Here is an 18,643-nt window from a genome sequence, read left to right as displayed (position 1 = left end):
GATAAGCACAGTAATAATGAGTTAAAAAAAGAAAAATTTTATACCTCTTAATATTAAAAAAAGAAAAAACTATATGAAAAAACAACTACTTTTGATGGGAATATTTCTTATTTCCAATGTTTTTTTAGCACAAACAAGCCGACTTTGGAAGGAAGTGTCTCAAAAAAATACTTCGGAAATCTTTGAAAATAAGACCGGCATTCTTCACCCCAAAATTTATAATCTAGATTTTAATAATTTAAAGAATGTTTTAGCGAAAGTACCCAAAAGATTTACTGTTAAAGGAAAGTCTGATGTTATTATTTCTTTCCCAAATTCTAATGGCAATCTTGAAAGTTTCAAAGTAAGAGAAAACTCAAATTTCGATCCTGAATTAGCAGCAAAATATCCGGATATTAAATCTTATGTTGGTGTAGGTGAAGATGACCCTAGTTCTAGTATTTATTTCAGTATTTCACCATTGGGATTATCTTCAATGGAGATTTATGGAAATAAATCAGCGGTTTTTATCGAGCCATATACTAAAGACCTTTCAACCTATGTCGTTTATAAAAAATCAGACAAAAAAGAGAGTTTAGATAAATTTGAATGCACTGTGCTTGATGTTGCTCAAAAAGGTCTGGATAATTCCAGTCTTACTGCAAGACCAAATGCTGATGATGGAAAATTAAGAACTTTCAGATTAGCCTTATCTTGTACAGGTGAATATACAACCTATTTCGGAGGAACAATAGCGGGTGCATTGGCAGCGATGAACAATACAATGACTCGTGTAAATGGGGTTTTTGAAAAAGATTTCTCTGCAAGAATGATCATTATTGCAAACAATGATGCTGTAATTTATACTAATGCAACTACGGATCCTTATTCTCCTTCAGCCCAAATGAATAACTGGAATGCTCAGCTACAAACTGCTTTAACTGCGACGATTGGAGAGGCAAACTACGATATCGGCCATTTATTTGGAGCAACCGGAGGTGGTGGAAATGCGGGCTGTATCGGTTGCGTGTGTACCAACGGATCAAAAGGAAGCGGATATACTTCCCCGGCAAATGGTATTCCATCTGGTGATAGTTTCGATATTGATTATGTTGCTCATGAAATGGGGCATCAGTTTGGAGGGAATCATACATTTTCTCATAATATTGAGACATCAGGTGTAAATGTGGAGCCAGGTTCAGGATCTACAATTATGGGGTATGCAGGTATTACTAACCAAGATGTGCAACAACATTCAGATCCGTTTTTCCATGCTATAAGTATTCAGCAGATTACTAATAATATTAAAACTAAAACCTGCCCGGTAGTTACAAATACCGGAAATACTATTCCTACAGCTGATGCTGGATTAGATTATATCATTCCGAAAGGCACTCCATTTATGCTTACAGGAACGGGCACTGACGCAGATGGAGATGCTCTAACCTATATTTGGGAGCAAATGGATAACGCTGCAGCCGGGCAAACCGGAGCAAATTCTGCGGCAACTGCAACAAAAGCTTCTGGACCTACTTTCAGGTCCTGGACTCCACAAACTACTCCTATCAGATATTTTCCAACAATGACTTCAGTATTAACTGGAGCAACCACCACTCAAGGTTTAGCAATCCCTGTAGAAGCTTTATCAAATGTTGCTAGAACCTATAACTTCAGATTTACCACTCGTGACAATAGAGCGGGAGGTTCTGGAAACAATTCTGATGATATGGTCGTTACAGTGAATGCAGCTGCAGGTCCGTTTACCGTAACTTCACAAAATACTACTGGAGTTATTTGGACTGAAGGTCAGTCATACGCAATTACATGGAATGTTGCCAATACAACGGCGGCACCGGTAAGTGCACCTAATGTAAAAATCCTTTTGTCAAAAGACGGTGGTCTTACGTTCCCCATTGTTTTGGTGGCAAGCACTCCTAATAATGGTTCTTATAATTATACTGTTCCAGGCGGTCTTGGCACAATTACCAATAATGCCAGAATTATGGTGAAGGCTACTGACAATATATTTTTTAATGTCAATTTACAAAACTTTACCATCAATTCGTCAGTAGTGGTAGTACCTCCCACTAATCCTCCGGTGGTAACAATCCCTACAAGAATATACAAGGGGCTGATGATATATCCCGTGCCTTCCAATGATGGGTATGTTTATATTAAAACTGACTTCCCTAGACAAGTTCCGTTGCGTCCTTACGTTGTTAGTTACGAAATATTTTCAATGGATGGAAAGCTGATTGTTCCTAAAAAGACGAAATATATTTTTGATCAGGATCTGCAACAAATTAATTTAAAACATTTACCTACTGAATCCTATATGATTCATGTTTCCGTAGATGGAGAAAAAATTGTTAAGAAATTAATGATGATACCTAAGTAAGTCATTCGAATAAATACTATAAAAAAAACCGTTCAGCTGAACGGTTTTTTTTATTTTTAATTAAAATTGCTATTAATCCTTATTAAATTCACTGATGAAATGCAGTTTTACATTCGGGAATTTTTCCTGTGTCATGTGAATAGTAAATGAAGAATCTGCCAGGAATACCAATTGGTTGTATTTATCTCTTGCCAGGAATCTCTGCTTTAATCTTGCAAATTCTTTAAATTCTTCTGATTTTTCATCGGCCTCTACCCAGCATGCTTTGTGCATCGATAATGGTTCATAAGTACATTTTGCACCATATTCATGCTCCAGACGGTATTGGATTACTTCGTACTGAAGAGCTCCCACTGTTCCGATGATCTTACGGTTGTTCATTTCAAGAGTAAACAGCTGTGCAACGCCTTCATCCATCAACTGATCGATACCTTTTGCAAGCTGCTTCGCTTTTAACGGATCATTATTGTTGATATAACGGAAATGTTCCGGAGAGAAACTAGGAACTCCTTTGAAGCTTAATTTTTCACCACCAGTTAACGTATCTCCGATTCTGAAACTTCCGGTATCGTGTAAACCTACAATATCACCCGGGAAACTTTCGTCTACCACTTCTTTTTTATCCGCAAAGAAAGCATTTGGAGAAGAAAACTTCATCTTTTTGCCTTCTCTTACCAATAAATAATTTTCGTTTCTTTTAAAAGTTCCCGACACAATCTTTACGAATGCCAGTCGGTCTCTGTGCTTAGGATCCATATTCGCATGGATCTTGAAAACGAATCCTGTGAATTGATTTTCTTCAGGCTTTACAAGACGGGTATCGCTCTCTTTAGGTTGCGGCATTGGAGCAATTTCGATAAATGCATCCAATAGCTCACGAACACCAAAATTATTTAATGCAGAACCAAAGAAAACAGGCTGCAAATCACCATTCATATATTCCTCGCGGCTGAATTCAGGATAAACAGACTTTACCAGTTCAAGCTCTTCTCTTAAAGTCTGGGCTGCTTTTTCTCCAATCACCTCATCGATGGAAGGATCATTAATATCGTCGAATTTTACAGTTTCTCCAACTCTCTGTTTCTTTTCCTCCAGGAATAGCTGAATGTTGTTTTCCCAGATGTTATAAATTCCCTGAAAATCACTTCCCATCCCGATCGGAATAGAAAGGGGAACCACTCTTAATCCTAGTTTCTGTTCTACTTCATCCAACAGATCAAAAGCGTCCTTACCTTCACGGTCAAGTTTATTGATGAAAACCAGCATCGGGATATTTCTCATTCGGCAGACCTTAACTAATTTTTCAGTCTGCTCTTCAACTCCTTTTGCAACGTCTATAACAACAATTACAGAGTCAACGGCTGTTAATGTTCTGTACGTATCTTCTGCGAAATCCTTGTGTCCCGGAGTATCAAGGATATTGATTTTGTGATCTTTATATTCAAAAGCCAAAACGGAGGTTGCTACAGAAATTCCTCTCTGTCTTTCGATCTCCATAAAGTCGGAGGTCGCTCCCTTTTTTATTTTATTCGATTTTACAGCACCCGCTTCCTGAATTGCCCCCCCGAAAAGCAGCAGCTTTTCTGTAAGAGTGGTTTTTCCGGCATCGGGGTGAGAGATAATCCCGAAAGTTTTTCTTTTTTCTATTTCTTTGATTAAATCTGACATATCTTATTTTGAAGTTGCAAAAATCGTGATTTTTTATGAGGATTTCAAATAAAAGTTGTCTTTAGTAGGCAAGCGCCTTATTCAAAGATTGGTTAAACGAACATTTGCAGTAAAATCACAAGAAGATAGATCAGTCCAAATGCTGTTAAGGCTAAAAAAATCGTGGCTATTCTGTCTTTGTTTTGATTCGCTTTGCTGTAAAGCTGGGATTTTTGATCAATATAATAATTGCTGTAAATAAGATGGTCGATGGTAAGTTCAGGGCGGAAAATGTGTATTCCTCTTATAAAATGAGCATACAGCATATATTTGTTGCTGAGGATATTGAAATCAAGTTTCATAGCAACGATAGCCTGTACGATCAATCCGTTTTGTTTGAGGTTGACTCTTAAATTTCTCTCTGCATATTTTTGATTGGAATAATCCGTGAATACATCTTTTTTATAAAACTTGGTTTCGCCTTTCAACAGGTCTGCATACAAAATGCTGTTCACCATTTCATGCTTCGAATTATAATAGAGAATCCCTTTTTCATTAACGATGATTCTTACAGGAATTGTGGTCCAGTTTTTCCGGTAGAATTTGATTAAACCTGCTGCTATCAGCAATACTAAAATCTGGGTTGAAAGAACTGTGAAAAAAAGTTCTTTATCATTTTCAATATAAAATAAGATGCCTTTTTGATTGATATAATAGAGGGGAAATATAAAAAGTACAGTAAAAATTACCGTAAAAAATAAAAGTGAAGAAATTCTTGCAAGCAACGTGAGCGGCCTGTTAATTTCAGATTCTATACTTTGGAAGTCTTTTTCCATAACTGAATGCGTTTGTTAAAAGAATGAAAAGATCGGGCCAGATCAATAGAAAAGTGACATAAACTACTCTTTCTATGGATTGGCAGGGCTCACGGCGGATAAAATATTTTTCAAAAACTTCTGATCTGTTGTTTGATCAGGGTGGAAGATAGAGCCTCCTAATAACAAGTGAGCATATAACTGTATTATTTTTGATAATGCTTATGGGAAGGTTCATCTCATGATATTTTAGTCGTCTTTTCTTCGTTTCTTAGATACTTTGAGGCTGGAGGTAACTATAACTATTTCCTTTTTTAGTTGCCTGAGGCTTTCAAAAAAATTATCTTTGTTCAATAATTTTTTACAGAAAATACATGGAAAACAGCAGGTATCCGAAATTCACGTTTACATGGATCGGCGGTTTGGTTTTATTGGCAGGATTAATGGTTGGAACGATGTCTGTTTCCTTTTTCAGCACCATCTGGAAAATTGCTTTTAAAGAAAACCTGCAGCTTAGAGATTGGTTTTTTATGCTTACCAATGCAGCAGGCTTTGTAACAGCGATTGCTTTTTTTGATTTTATCATTGTAAGGCCAACGACTAAGAAAAAGCTTAATTTTAGTTTTTCACCGACTAATTTTTATACATATCTACTTATCTTTCCTATGATGATAGGGATGATGTTTATTGCGGAATTTATTACGGCACAGATTCCTACTACAGGTCCGTTCTTCGGGAAATATTATGAATTTTTCTCAGAACTGATGAACCAGATTACCTATGATCCTGTGCTGATGATTATCATGACCGTAATTATGGCACCGATTTTTGAGGAGATCATCTTCAGAGGAATCATTCAGAAAGGATTGATGAATAAAGGGGTAGCGCCATGGAAAGCGATTATCTATGCCTCTGTTATTTTTGGATTGGTTCATGGAAACCCCTGGCAGTTTGTAGGCGCTGTTCTGTTGGGTTGTGTGTTAGGCTTAGTCTATTATAAAACAAAATCTTTATTGCTACCGATGCTGCTTCACGGCTTTAATAATTTATGCTCATCATTATTAATTACCTATACCAAAAATGAAAGTTTTTCAGAAGCGTTCAAGGTTTCGGAATGGATCATATTAGCAGTTGGAATTGTACTTTTTTCACTATTCTGCTACCTTTTTACTACAAAATATAAAGTACATTATTCTGAAATTTAATTAAGTATGCGAAAGAAAATTAGAATTGTTTCATTTGTGCTTGTGGGGCTTGCGATATTGTTCTCTGTCTGGACTTTTATATCTGTGAAACCTGATTTCATTGAAGCAAAAGTTCCTGGGGAATCTACAATTAATGTAAGTAAAGGAATATATACCGTTTATTTGATGAACAGCAGTACGGACGACATAGGAAGCAAAAAATATTTTTTCGAATTGAAAGATCAGAAAAATAACGTGCTTCAGAAGTTTCCTGATCCGGCCAATACTGACGTGGTGTCTTCAATTAAAAAGATCCGGCAGGACGGGAAGACATATATTGCATATGCTGATTTTACGATAGATGTGGAAGGAGATTATCTTTTACAATCGTATTCGAAAGATGCAGGCGTAAGAGAAATAGCTATAAAAAAAGAAGGCTATTCAGATACGCAGAACGTCAATCTTTATTTAATATCCCTGATCCTTCTTGGGATTTCAATCGTCACTTTTATCATTAGTTTTTTTATAAAAAAATAGTTTACATGGAATTATTAGTAGCCACCCACAACGAACATAAAAAAGAAGAAATTCAGCAGATTCTGGGCAACGATTTTATCGTTAAAAGCCTTACCGATTATAATATTCACGAAGAAATTGTAGAAGACGGCGATTCTTTCAATGCCAATGCTTTGATTAAAGCAAAATACTGTTTCGAAAAAACAGGAATTCCAAGTTTGGGAGACGACAGCGGTTTGGTGGTAGAATCTTTAGACGGAAGACCCGGGATTTTCTCAGCCCGTTATGCAGGAGACCATGATTTTGCTAAAAACATTCAAAAAGTGATCGGCGAAATGGATGGTGTTGAAAACAGAAAGGCCTATTTCATTACGGTTCTGTGTTATTACGATGAAAATGGGGCAAAATATTTTGAAGGCAGAGCCCACGGAAATTTACTGACTGAAAATAAAGGTTTCAAAGGTTTCGGATATGATCCTATTTTCGTTCCTGAAGGACATGAGAAAACTTTCGCAGAAATGAATACTGAAGATAAAAATAAGATTAGCCACCGTAAGCAGGCACTGGATCTGTTTCTGGATTTCCTGAAAACAGAGGATAAATAAAGAATACGTTCATTTATGGGCGTAATTGATAAAGCTATTCATGGAATTTTAGTTGAGAATCAACCCTAAATTTAAAATCCACGTTTAGATTTTCTGTCGTACATTTGTCAGTATAATAAACTTTTGATTTGAGTACTTATTTAACGATACTAGGCTTTAATTCAGCCATTCCTACAGTGAATACTTCACCCACCGCTCAGCTTTTAGAAATGGAAGAACGTTGCTTCCTGATAGATTGCGGTGAAGGAACTCAGGTACAGCTTAGGAAAGCAAAAGCAAGATTTTCAAAAATCAACCATATTTTTATTTCTCACCTTCATGGAGACCATTGTTTTGGTCTTCCGGGCCTTATTGCCTCTTTCCGTCTATTGGGAAGAGACGTGCCGCTGCATGTATACGGTCCGAAAGGAATTAAAAAAATGTTGGATACCATTTTTACCATTACAGAGACCCATCGGGGTTTTGAGGTGATTTATCATGAACTTGATAAAGATTATTCAGAGAAAATCTATGAAGACAACAGGGTAGAAGTATATACTATTCCTTTGGACCACAGGATTTACTGCAATGGTTATCTTTTTAAAGAAAAACCGAAAGACAGACATCTTAATATGAAAGAAATTTCCAAATACAAGGAAATTGAAACCTGCGATTATCATCATATCAAAGCAGGAAAGGATTTTGTATTGAGTGATGGATATGTCCTTAAAAATGAAATTTTAACGGAGGATCCGGTTCCGCCTGTATCATACGCCTTTTGCAGTGATACCCGTTATCTTGAAACGGTAATTCCGATCATTAAAAATGTAACGGTGTTGTACCACGAGTCAACGTTCCTTCATGATTTAAAGGAAATGGCTGATTATACAGGACACACTACCGCGCTGGAAGCGGCTATTATTGCCCAAAAAGCAGAAGTTGGAAAGCTGATCTTAGGGCATTTTTCTAACCGGTATGCAGATTTGTCTGTATTTACGGATGAAGCAAGAACCGTTTTCCCCAATTCATTTTTACCGAAAGCGTTGGAAAGCGTAAAAATTTAATACCTGTATGCTGAATTTTGAAGATTTAAAGAACTTTTTAGACGAAAAAGCAGATCAGTATAATACGCCTGACTTTATTGAGAATGATCCTTTACAGATTCCGCATCGCTTTTCTTTACAGCAGGATATTGAAATCGCCGGTTTTCTGGCGGCAACCATCTCGTGGGGAAACCGGAAATCAATCATTAATTCTGCGGAAAAAATGCTTGATATCATGGGAAATTCGCCCTATGATTTTGTACTGAACTATTCTGAAAAAGATTTGGAGTCCATTCAGGATAAAAGCATTCACCGAACTTTTAACGGTCAGGATTTCGCCTATTTTATCAGGCAGTTCAACCGGATTTATAAAGAACATGAAAGTCTGGAGGCTTTGTTTGCGGTCAGGGATTCAGAAACCAATTTTCATCATGCTATTGAACGGTTCAGGAGTCATTTCTTAGAAGAGGAAAAACACAGGAGCCATAAGCATGTAAGCTCGCCGTATAAAAATTCCTCCGCCAAAAGAATCATTATGTTTCTGCGCTGGATGGTGCGAAAAGATAAACGTGGTGTAGATTTTGGAATCTGGAAAAATATTGATCAGAAATATTTGTCCATTCCTCTGGATGTCCATACGGGAAACATTTCAAGAAAATTAGGATTAATTACTAGGACGCAGAATGATTGGAAGACGGTGGAAGAGCTTGACGTGGCCATCCGGAAATTTGATGAACAGGATCCTGCGAAATATGATTATGCATTATTTGGATTGGGAGTGACTAAAGAATTATTTTAATCTTGGAACAGAATGAAAAAAGACATCGAAAAAATTGAAGTTTTAGAAAAAATTGCAAATGGGATCACTTGGTGGATTGGTTCTATTCCTTCGTTGATCGTGCATACTCTCTTTTTCGCGATTTCATTTCTTCTTCCTATACTGCATATTGTTGAATTTGATAAAATGCTTTTGATTCTTACCACTGTTGTATCATTGGAAGCTATCTATCTGGCTATTTTCATTCAGATGTCTGTAAATAAAAGTCATGAGAAAATAGAAGATATCCAGGAAGATATCGAGGAAATCAGTGAAGATATTGAGGATATCCAGGAAGACATTGAAGAAATCAGTGAAGATATTGAGGAGATCAGTGAGGATATCGAAGAGATTAATGAAGACATTGAAGATATTCAGGAGGATATTGAGGAAATTAACGAAGAAGAAGAGGAAGAAGAGCGCAGTGAACGTGCTAAAAATGTCATCCTTAAAAGTAATGTAAGTTCCAATAAGAACGAAATAAAAGCTCTGAAAGATATTATTGCCCAGCTGAAGGAGGAGATTGATCAGCTGAAAAAAGAATAAAATCTGCAGCATAGGGAAAAATCATTTCTACGATAGCAAAATAGACCAGCCATGAGCTGGTCTTTTCTATTCAATACAGCTAAAGTTGTATCCCTATTCTGCATTTAACATTGTAAAATATGTAATGATAAACTTTAATAAATACAATTAATATAAGTTATCATATAAGAAATGATTGGGAAAAGATAAATTTTATGCAATATTTTTGCTACATTTGGGCAAACAGTAATAAAATGTTAAAATATAGATTGAAAAACTACTTTTTCTTTTTAGTATTGCTATTCGTCTCTACTTCTGTATTTTCTCAAAATGCGCCAAGAAAGCCCATTAAAGAAAAGTTTACTTCTGAAAGTATGAAAGCCGGAGCGTTTATCAATGTAAATGTACCCCCTTATCCCGCCTCCAACTATACTCCCGAGCAGCTTGTAAAGGATATTTTGATCAATGGCGGAACTACCTGTACCACGGCTAATGTCACCAATGTTACCGTTTCTCCGAACCATCTGGTCGGAAATACGAACCGTTTTTGGGGATATTTTCATAAAGGCACGACTAATTTCCCTTTTGAAGACGGTATTGTTCTGACGACAGGATATGCAAAAGATGCCGGAAATACAGCAATTGGCCAGCTTAGTTCAACGGTAGGTTCAGGAAGTGATGCAGACCTGGTCGCTGCAACCAGTCCACCGTATGCGCTTCAGGATGCAGTTGCCTTAGAATTTGATTTTGTACCTAACTCTAATCAGGTAAAGTTCAATTATATATTTGCATCTGAGGAATATTCTTCCAATTTTCCTTGTTCAGGATATTCTGATGCATTCGCTCTTTTGCTGAAGAAAGTGGGAGATCCTACTTATACCAATCTTGCGGTTCTTCCGGGAGGTGCAGGTCCGGTGAGCGTAACTAATATTGTCCCTGCTGGGAATGGTTTCAGCTGCGGTCCTATTAACGCTCAATATTTCGGAAGTATGAATACGGCAAATATTGAAACCAATTATAACGCTCGAACCGTTCCATTAACAGCAATTGCTGATGTAATTCCCGGGCAGACCTATCATTTCAAAATGGTATTGGCAGATGCCAGAGATCCCGGCTATGATTCAGCGGTATTTTTAGAAGGTGGTTCTTTCGATGTGGGAATTAGAATTGTAGATGAGAATGGCGTTCTGCTGCCGAATACGATTAATATGTGCGACAATACGCCGCAAACCCTAAAAGCACAGGCGGCTACAATACCCGGAATGACCTATCAGTGGTTTAAGGATGGTGTTGCAATTCCGGGGGCAACGAATGTTAGCTATGTGACTAATCAACCGGGCGTTTATGAAGTACAGGTAATGATTCCGGGAAATCAGTGTCCGGGATCAGCAATAGTTACGATTGTAGGAGGAACGAGCCCGACGGTTCATGATGCTGTATTAAAGCTATGTTCAACACCTACACTTACTACTTTTAACCTGGAAGATGCGAAGCCGCTTATCAGTACAACACCGGGCGCGGTTTTCCGTTTTTATACTACTTTAGCAGCTGCGCAGGCTCAGAATAATACCAATATAACAGCCTTAACCAACTATAATGGAACTGACGGACAAGTTTTGTATATCAATGTTTCAAACGGTGCGTTTTGTAGCAAAGTGGTCACTTTAACACTGAAAAAAGAAGAAACACCTACTGCCCAGCTTACTGCTCCAAGATTAAAAATATGTCTGGGAGAATCTTTAGTTATCACCGCTGCAGGTGGAGTAACCTACCAATGGAGCGATACTTCTACTACTGCAGGGGTAAGAACGGTGAGTCCTACACAGACTACCACTTACACAGTATATGCAATAGGAGCACAGGGATGTAAATCTCTGCAACCTGCCAAAATTACGGTTGAAGTAGTTCCTGCAATCGTTTCTGATCTTAAAGGCGGATTTATTTGCCAGGGAGATCAGATCATTTTAGATGCGGGATCAGGTCCAAACTACACTTATATCTGGAATACGGGAGCTACCACCCAGTCCATCAGCACCTCTGTTCCTGGAGAATATATGGTAACGATCAGTAACGGTGTCTGCTCAAAAGTATTTAAAACCCAGGTGATCCGTGCGGTGATTCCTGAAATTATAAAAGTAGATTATAACTCTAACGGAACCATGATCATTACTGCAAGTAATCCAAGCAACGGAGTTCTGGAATATTCTGTAGATAACGGGTTAACATGGCAGTCTTCCAATATATTTACGAATGTTCCTAAAAACAAGGTGATTTCTATCCGCGTTAAAGTGAAAAGTACAAGCTGTATAGGATTCCTGGAATACTTTACATTCGTTATGAAAAATGTAATTACTCCTAATGGAGATAATATTAATGATATTATTGATTTCAGTGGAGTAAGTGATTATAAAGATTTTAAAGGGATTGTTTCTGACCGTTATGGAAGAGAAGTCTTTAAGGCAGAGAAAACAAGACCTTATTGGGATGGATATTTCCAGGGTAAACGTCTGCCTACTGCATCGTATTGGTACCAGGTGACCTATCAGGATCCTGCAAGCAAACAACTCGCTGTAAAAACAGGATGGATACTTCTGAAAAATATAGAATAATTTCTGAATGATATTGAAAAGGCTGACCCATGGTCAGCCTTTTTTTATTGTATTAACCGTTCCATACTGCTCACTGCTGTAAACGTCAAATAAATTTGTTAAGCCTCATTATTCCTGTTATTATGAAGATTTTGAAATGTTTCAGAGGAGCTGAGAATGAAAATAATTTTAAAAACATTGGAATGGATGATAGTTTTACCTTTATAATTGAGTGTAACACAAAAAAAAAGAATTAACTCATTATTAAGTGAAATTAAAAAGCTGTACAAGTATTATTATCATTGATAAATTGTCACTTTATTTTTGAATAATTATAGTGTATGTCGTATTTTTTTGATGTTTCATTATTTTTTCATAACAAAGAAAATTGATACTTTAAGATAAGTAAGTTTGTATAAGTAATAATGTAAAGCATGTTGAATGGAATTTCAATTGAAAAAAATAGTATTTTTGTTTAAAATAATATAAAATGTTAAATTGGAAGACAGGAAGTTTATTTTTGGCTTTATTTTTGGCTCTTACCGGGAATTTTGCCTTTTCCCAAAATACACAGAGAACAGGAACTCTAAAACAACCTACACCGTCATCTATGAAGGCTGGTGTTTTTATAGATGTAAACACTCCTAACTATCCAGAATCTAATTATAGTGTCACTCAATTAGTAAAAGATGTTCTGATATCCGGAGGAGGATGCTCTACAGCGAATGTAAGTAATGTTACTGTCGCTCCTAATTTACCAACGAGTGATCAAAACAGAAGCTGGGGCTATTTTAATAAAGCTACGACCAATTTCCCTTTTGATAAAGGGATTGTCCTTACAACCGGATATGCGAGAAAAGCAGGAAATAATTTCCAGAATACCTTAAGTGATCCGCTTCCTTCCGGAGGAGATCCAGATCTTGCGGCAGCATTAGGAGTAAATAATACTGACCTGAGAGATGCTACCTATATTGAATTTGATTTTGTACCTTCTTCTACCGAGATTACATTCAGGTATTTATTTGCTTCCAAAGAATATCAGGGACAGTTTACCTGTAATATTTCAGATGGTTTTGCCCTGTTGCTTAAAAAATCTACAGACCCTACTTATACGAATCTGGCAGTCCTTCCCGGCACTACGGTTCCGGTAAGTGTAACGAATATTATTCCTGCCAACTTACCTTGCGGACCTAAAAATGCCGCCTATTTTGCAGGATTGAATAACCCTCAGATCGAAACCAATTTTGATGGCCGTACCGTTCCTCTTACTGCAAAAGCTACTGTAATTCCGGGGCAGACGTATCATTTTAAAATGGTTCTTGCGGATTATTCAGATGTGAATTTTGATTCAGCAGTGTTTCTGGAAGCTGGATCTTTCGATATTGGTGTAAAACTTCTTGATCCAGCGGGTGTGCAGCTTCCTGCTTCCATTAATGTATGTGATAATGCACCACAAACCCTTACAGCTTCTGTACAGGTTCCCGGAGCTACCTATCAGTGGCTGCGTAATAATGTTCCAATTCCGGGGCAAACCAGCGCCACTTATATTGCTACCCAACCGGGAGTGTATACGGTTCAGGTGTTTATCGCAGGAAATTCCTGTCCTGGAACAGCAAGTATAACCATTGTGGGCGGAACTTCACCTACCGTGCAGAATGCTACTTTAACAGCTTGTTATACTGCGGGAAATGCTATATTTAATTTAACAACAGCTCAAGCTTCTATAAGTACAACACCAGGAGCTACATTTTCATATTATGCCAACCAGGCAGATGCTAATGCGGGAAATGCAAATACAATTGCAGCACCTACAGCATATTCCAGCGCAGGAGGGCAGACGGTATATGTTTTGGTTAAAAACGGATTCTGTTCCAAAGTCGCTCAGCTTCAGCTGGTAAAAGCACCGCAGATCACCCCAACCATCGCAGCTCCTACAGCACTTACGTGTACTAATTCACAGATCACTTTAAATGCATCTGCTTCTGTTTATCCTGCAGGATCTACTTTCAACTGGACAACAACCGGAGGGAATATTGTTTCTGGAGGCAACACATTGAACCCTGTTATAAATACAGCCGGAACTTATACATTAACAATATCCAATATATACCAGCCTGGAAACATTACCTGTACTGGAACAGCAAGTGTGACGGTAACAGGAGATAGTGCTCCGCCTGCAACAGGTCTTACAGCAAGTAAGATACAGATCTGTAATGGAGAATCTGTTGTTTTAACGGCTACCGGAGGTGCTGTATACAATTGGGTAGGACTGCCGGGAACCGGAAATATACAAACTGTTTCCCCTACCACAACTACTACTTATACTGTAACTGCAGTAGGAGCCAATGGTTGTGTTTCTCAAAATCCGGCAACGATTACTATTGAGGTTTCACAACCGATAACGGTACAAAATGCAACGTTATTTAAATGTTACCAACCGGGAAATATGACGTATGATCTTACGACTGCTCAAAGTCAGATCACAGGAGTTGCCGGGGTTACTTTTACCTATTACGTAAATCAGGCAGATGCTAATGCGGGCAATGGCAATTTTATTGCTGTTCCAACTGCTTATTCACCTCCAGCCAATCAAACCATTTATGTATTGGTGAAAAACGGAGGATGCAGCTATGTGGTTTCTCTGCAATTATTGAGAACTGCTGAGACTACCCTTACAATAGCTGCACCACAAACTATTACCTGTACTACCAATCAGATTACCTTAAATGCTTCAGCTTCTGTAATACCGGCAGGCTCTACTATTGCCTGGACGACAACAGGAGGAAATATTGTTTCCGGGGCTAATACCCTGAATCCTGTGGTTAATGCCGGGGGAGTGTATACCTTAACGGTTACCAATGTATCGCAGCCGGGAAATCTAAGTTGTAGCTATACATCAACGGTCACGGTGACTGAAGATAAAACGCCACCGGTTGCAGGACTTGTTTCATCCCATGTTCAAATCTGTGTGGGAGAATCTGTAACGCTTACTGCTTCCGGAGGAGTGACTTACAACTGGGGTAATGGACTTCCAGGAAATGGAAGCACACAGGTAGTTTCACCTAACACGACGACCGTGTATCAGGTATATGCTGTTGGAGCTAATGGATGTATTTCTACTACTCCTGCAACCGTTACTGTAATTGTAGGACCACCGGTAGCAGGGATTTCTGCCAATCCAACGAAGATATGTGCCGGAGATTCAGTTACCCTTACCGCAACAGGAGGAATTACCTATAGCTGGGTAGGATTGACGGGGAATGGAAATACCCAGGTCGTGTCACCAACGGTAACTACAACATATTCTGTATATGCATTGGGTGGAAACGGATGTAGCTCTGTTAATCCTGCTACCATTACCATTCAGGTAGTTCCTGCCATTGTTTCAACCCTAAAAGATGTGTATGTATGTGTAGGAGATAAAGGAACGCTTGATGCAGGTGCCGGACCTAATTATACGTATTTATGGAGTACGGGAGCAACCACCCAAACTATAACAACAAGTGTTACAGGAACCTATTCTGTTACCATAAGCAATGGAGTATGTTCTAAAGTATTCACGGCAAAATTATTAAACCCGGATCTTCCTCAGTTTACCAATGTCGTTTATGACAAGCATATTCTTACTCTTACAGCAAGTAACCCGACGGGAGGTATTTTAGAATATTCTATAGATGGTGGGGTAACCTGGCAACTTTCTAATATATTTTACAATGTTCTGGATAATACCAATTATAACATGATGGTAAGAGTGAAAGATGCACAATGTAGTACAGCATTAGATTTCTATACTTTTGTCATCAGCAATGCCATTACTCCAAATATGGACGGAGCCAATGATACCATAGATTTTTCTGGTATCAGCGGATATAAGAATTTCGCGGCCTCTATTTTTGACCGATATGGTGCTGAACTTTTTAAAGCGGTAAAAGGGGATGCGGTCTGGACAGGCACGATGAAAGGAATAAATCTTCCTACTGCCACTTACTGGTATAGAGTCCAGTGGGAAAATCCTGCCAGCAAAAAGCTTGAGCTGCGTTCCGGTTGGATATTATTGAAAAATAGAAACTAAAAAGTATAAACCTCCTAAATTTAGGAGGTTTATTTTTTTATATAAAAAACTTAAATATATATGTGATATATTTAAAAAAAAATTAAATTTGTTGAAACAAAAAGTATTATGAGAAGATATCTACCGTTTTTTTTCTTTTTTTTATTCATTTCGACATTTTTACATTCACAAGATATAGACCGTAAGAGACCTCCAAAAGAGAAAATCTCAACACTGTCCAAGAAAGCAGGAGCGTTTATTGATGTTAACACCCCTTCTTATACAGAATCAAGCTACTCAATTACCCAACTGGTAAAAGATGTTTTGATATCATCAGGAACCAATACTTGTGTTACTCCCAATGTATCCAACGTAAAGATTACTCCCAATCATGCAGTAAGCAATGCGGACAGAGCCTGGGGATATTTCAATAAAGCAACAACAAATTTTCCTTTTAAAGATGGAATTGTTCTTTCTACAGGTATTGCAAGAAGAGCCGGAAACAATATTGAAGGCAATTTAAGTGATACCAATGGCGGAGGTACAGATTCCGATCTGGCTCAGGCAACCGGATCTACCGGATATTTAACTGATGCCGTACTGCTGGAATTTGATTTTACTCCTACTACTTCACAGATTAAATTTAACTATATATTAGCCTCTGAAGAATATACAGGTTCATTCCCATGTAATTATGCCGATGCGTTTGCCTTATTGCTCAGACCTACTTCAGGAGGTCCTTATCAGAATATGGCTGTGCTTCCAGGTGGAGCAGGGCCGGTAAGTATTACCAATATCCGTCCGGCAATACCAGGTTCTTGTGGGGCAGCTAACGAACAGTATTTCGGAGGCTATAACACCGCAAATATTGAAACCAATTTTGCTGGAAGAACCGTTCCCCTTACCGCAACGGCCACAGTAACTCCGGGACAGGAATATCATTTTAAAATGGTCGTAGCGGATTATGGTCCCTATGGAAATGACTCATCTTATGATTCTGCTGTATTTTTAGAAGGTGGATCTTTCAATATTGGAGTAGAACTTTTAGATCCTTCCGGAGCTACCCTTCCGGCGGAAATTAATGTGTGCGACAATGTTCCTCAGGTGATTACAGCTTCTGTAAGTGATCCTAATCTTTTATACCAGTGGTTTCTTAACGGAAATCCTGTTCCGGGAGCCACCACGAATTCTATTACCGCAGTACAGCCAGGTTCCTATACGATTCAGGTAAGTGTTCCCGGCAATCCTTGTCCGGGTACGGCAACGATACAAATTCATGGGGGAACAACTCCGCAGGCGCAGGATGCTACTTTGCTCCTCTGCAGCACTACGGATATTACAACCTTTGACCTCAGTGATGCGATGCCGTCTATAAGTACAACACCTGGAGCTGTATTTAGATTTTACGTTAATCAGGCTGATGCACTGGCACAGAATGGCAATTATATTCAGACTCCATTAAATTACAATGGAACTGACGGTCAGATATTATATGTGGTTGTTTCAAACGGAGGGTTCTGTAGTAAGCTTATAGAATTAAAACTTTTAAAAGAGGCAACTCCTGTCGCGACCGTAAAAGCTTCCAGAATCAAAATCTGTCCGGGAGAAAGTGTAACATTAACAGCTGATGGAGGTACGACCTATCTGTGGAATAACTTCACAGGTACAGGTAACATACAAACAGTTACTTTATTTCAGACTACAACTTTTACCGTGTATGCTATTGGAGCGAAAGGATGTCAATCTTTAAATCCAGCTAAGATAACTATAGAAGTTACTCCGGAGATTACTTCCCCTCTGGCGGACGTAGAGATGTGTATAGGAGACCGTGTTACCCTGGATGCGGGTGCTGGTCCAAACTATAAGTATCTATGGAGTACAGGGGCTACTACACAGACTATTAATGTAGATCAGTGGGGTATTTATACGGTGGAGATAGATAATGGTTCTTGTAAAAAAATATTTAGCGTTAAGGTAATGGGAGCAACGACTCCTTTCGTTACCGGCCTTAATTATAACAGTATTAATAAATCACTGACGGTAACTGCAGAAAATCCACCAATGAACAATATTCAGGGAACTCTTGAATATTCTATCGATAACGGCATAACATGGCAGACTTCAAATGTATTTACCAATTTGCTGGATAATACCAATTACACCATTTTATTAAGAAGAGTAGGGACTCATTGTGTTGGAACTATCGATTTCTACACCCTTAATATCAAAAATATCATTACACCTAACGATGACGGAGTAAATGATGTGCTGGATCTTACAGCTCTGGGAGATTTCAAAAACTTTACCGGGTCAATCTATGACAGATATGGTGTTGAGATGTTCCGATTCTCAAAACTGACTCCAATCTGGAACGGAACCGTTGGAGGCAAAAGGCTGCCTACGGCAACCTACTGGTACAAGTTCAATTTTGAATATCCTAAATCGAAAGCCCAGGTTGACTGGTCCGGATGGATTATGTTGAAAAACAGAGAATAG

The 18,643-nt window shown here is 38.3% G+C and carries 12 protein-coding genes; 10 read left to right on the top strand and 2 right to left on the bottom strand.

From position 1 onward, the window contains the following. The first annotated feature begins 73 nt into the window (after positions 1-73). A complete protein-coding gene (locus IW15_RS20975) occupies positions 74-2,377 on the top strand; it encodes a reprolysin-like metallopeptidase (protein ID WP_084681523.1) in 2,304 nt (767 codons plus the stop codon). A gap of 72 nt (positions 2,378-2,449) precedes the next feature. Here IW15_RS20975 and IW15_RS20970 read toward each other — a convergent pair whose 3' ends face one another. Both IW15_RS20970 and IW15_RS20965 read right to left on the bottom strand, forming a co-directional pair. Continuing rightward, on the bottom strand, positions 2,450-4,045 hold the full coding sequence (locus tag IW15_RS20970; protein ID WP_034715390.1) for a peptide chain release factor 3: 1,596 nt from the start codon (positions 4,043-4,045) through the stop codon (positions 2,450-2,452). Between the two features lie 92 nt (positions 4,046-4,137). Continuing rightward, positions 4,138-4,860, bottom strand: coding sequence for a hypothetical protein (locus IW15_RS20965; RefSeq protein WP_034715388.1), 723 nt, complete (start codon positions 4,858-4,860; stop codon positions 4,138-4,140). Positions 4,861-5,213: 353 nt separating this feature from the next. Here IW15_RS20965 and IW15_RS20960 point away from each other — a divergent pair, with 353 nt between their 5' ends. From IW15_RS20960 to IW15_RS20920, 9 genes are all read left to right on the top strand, one after another. After that, positions 5,214-6,044, top strand: coding sequence for a CPBP family intramembrane glutamic endopeptidase (locus IW15_RS20960; protein WP_034715386.1), 831 nt, complete (start codon positions 5,214-5,216; stop codon positions 6,042-6,044). A 6-nt stretch (positions 6,045-6,050) separates the two neighbouring features. Beyond that, positions 6,051-6,560, top strand: coding sequence for a hypothetical protein (locus IW15_RS20955; RefSeq protein ID WP_131368608.1), 510 nt, complete (start codon positions 6,051-6,053; stop codon positions 6,558-6,560). 5 nt (positions 6,561-6,565) lie between these two features. Further along, entirely contained in the window at positions 6,566-7,144 is a 579-nt protein-coding gene (gene rdgB, locus IW15_RS20950; RefSeq protein ID WP_034715382.1) for an RdgB/HAM1 family non-canonical purine NTP pyrophosphatase, read from the top strand. A gap of 128 nt (positions 7,145-7,272) precedes the next feature. Beyond that, the gene (locus IW15_RS20945; protein ID WP_034715379.1) at positions 7,273-8,187 is read left to right on the top strand and encodes a ribonuclease Z; all 915 of its coding nucleotides are present in this window, start codon (positions 7,273-7,275) and stop codon (positions 8,185-8,187) included. A gap of 7 nt (positions 8,188-8,194) precedes the next feature. Then, a complete protein-coding gene (locus IW15_RS20940) occupies positions 8,195-8,965 on the top strand; it encodes a TIGR02757 family protein (RefSeq protein ID WP_034715377.1) in 771 nt (256 codons plus the stop codon). Between the two features lie 12 nt (positions 8,966-8,977). Next, complete coding sequence (locus tag IW15_RS20935) at positions 8,978-9,529, top strand: DUF1003 domain-containing protein (protein WP_034715374.1); 552 nt, start codon at positions 8,978-8,980, stop codon at positions 9,527-9,529. A 233-nt stretch (positions 9,530-9,762) separates the two neighbouring features. Then, the gene (locus IW15_RS20930; RefSeq protein WP_034715372.1) at positions 9,763-12,117 is read left to right on the top strand and encodes a T9SS C-terminal target domain-containing protein; all 2,355 of its coding nucleotides are present in this window, start codon (positions 9,763-9,765) and stop codon (positions 12,115-12,117) included. A gap of 469 nt (positions 12,118-12,586) precedes the next feature. Next, positions 12,587-16,168: a choice-of-anchor L domain-containing protein gene (locus IW15_RS20925; RefSeq protein WP_034715369.1), complete on the top strand. Its 3,582-nt coding sequence runs from the start codon at positions 12,587-12,589 to the stop codon at positions 16,166-16,168. 108 nt (positions 16,169-16,276) lie between these two features. Next, positions 16,277-18,643: a T9SS C-terminal target domain-containing protein gene (locus tag IW15_RS20920; RefSeq protein ID WP_034715367.1), complete on the top strand. Its 2,367-nt coding sequence runs from the start codon at positions 16,277-16,279 to the stop codon at positions 18,641-18,643.

It is taken from the genome of Chryseobacterium soli, assembly GCF_000737705.1.
In the GTDB taxonomy this organism is placed as follows: Bacteria; Bacteroidota; Bacteroidia; order Flavobacteriales; family Weeksellaceae; genus Chryseobacterium; species Chryseobacterium soli.
The sequence above is the reverse complement of the archived record's forward strand: the minus strand, read 5'-3'. Positions and strand labels throughout refer to the sequence as shown.

What these genes read in the sequence shown, in the direction of transcription:
- IW15_RS20960 (WP_034715386.1), top strand. Translation starts at nt 5,214, where the DNA reads ATGGAAAACAGCAGGTATCCGAAATTCACGTTTACATGGATCGGCGGT.
- IW15_RS20975 (WP_084681523.1), top strand. Translation starts at nt 74, where the DNA reads ATGAAAAAACAACTACTTTTGATGGGAATATTTCTTATTTCCAATGTT.
- IW15_RS20920 (WP_034715367.1), top strand. Translation starts at nt 16,277, where the DNA reads ATGAGAAGATATCTACCGTTTTTTTTCTTTTTTTTATTCATTTCGACA.
- IW15_RS20970 (WP_034715390.1), bottom strand. Translation starts at nt 4,045, where the DNA reads ATGTCAGATTTAATCAAAGAAATAGAAAAAAGAAAAACTTTCGGGATT.
- IW15_RS20940 (WP_034715377.1), top strand. Translation starts at nt 8,195, where the DNA reads ATGCTGAATTTTGAAGATTTAAAGAACTTTTTAGACGAAAAAGCAGAT.
- IW15_RS20930 (WP_034715372.1), top strand. Translation starts at nt 9,763, where the DNA reads ATGTTAAAATATAGATTGAAAAACTACTTTTTCTTTTTAGTATTGCTA.
- IW15_RS20965 (WP_034715388.1), bottom strand. Translation starts at nt 4,860, where the DNA reads ATGGAAAAAGACTTCCAAAGTATAGAATCTGAAATTAACAGGCCGCTC.
- IW15_RS20935 (WP_034715374.1), top strand. Translation starts at nt 8,978, where the DNA reads ATGAAAAAAGACATCGAAAAAATTGAAGTTTTAGAAAAAATTGCAAAT.
- IW15_RS20925 (WP_034715369.1), top strand. Translation starts at nt 12,587, where the DNA reads ATGTTAAATTGGAAGACAGGAAGTTTATTTTTGGCTTTATTTTTGGCT.
- rdgB (WP_034715382.1), top strand. Translation starts at nt 6,566, where the DNA reads ATGGAATTATTAGTAGCCACCCACAACGAACATAAAAAAGAAGAAATT.
- IW15_RS20955 (WP_131368608.1), top strand. Translation starts at nt 6,051, where the DNA reads ATGCGAAAGAAAATTAGAATTGTTTCATTTGTGCTTGTGGGGCTTGCG.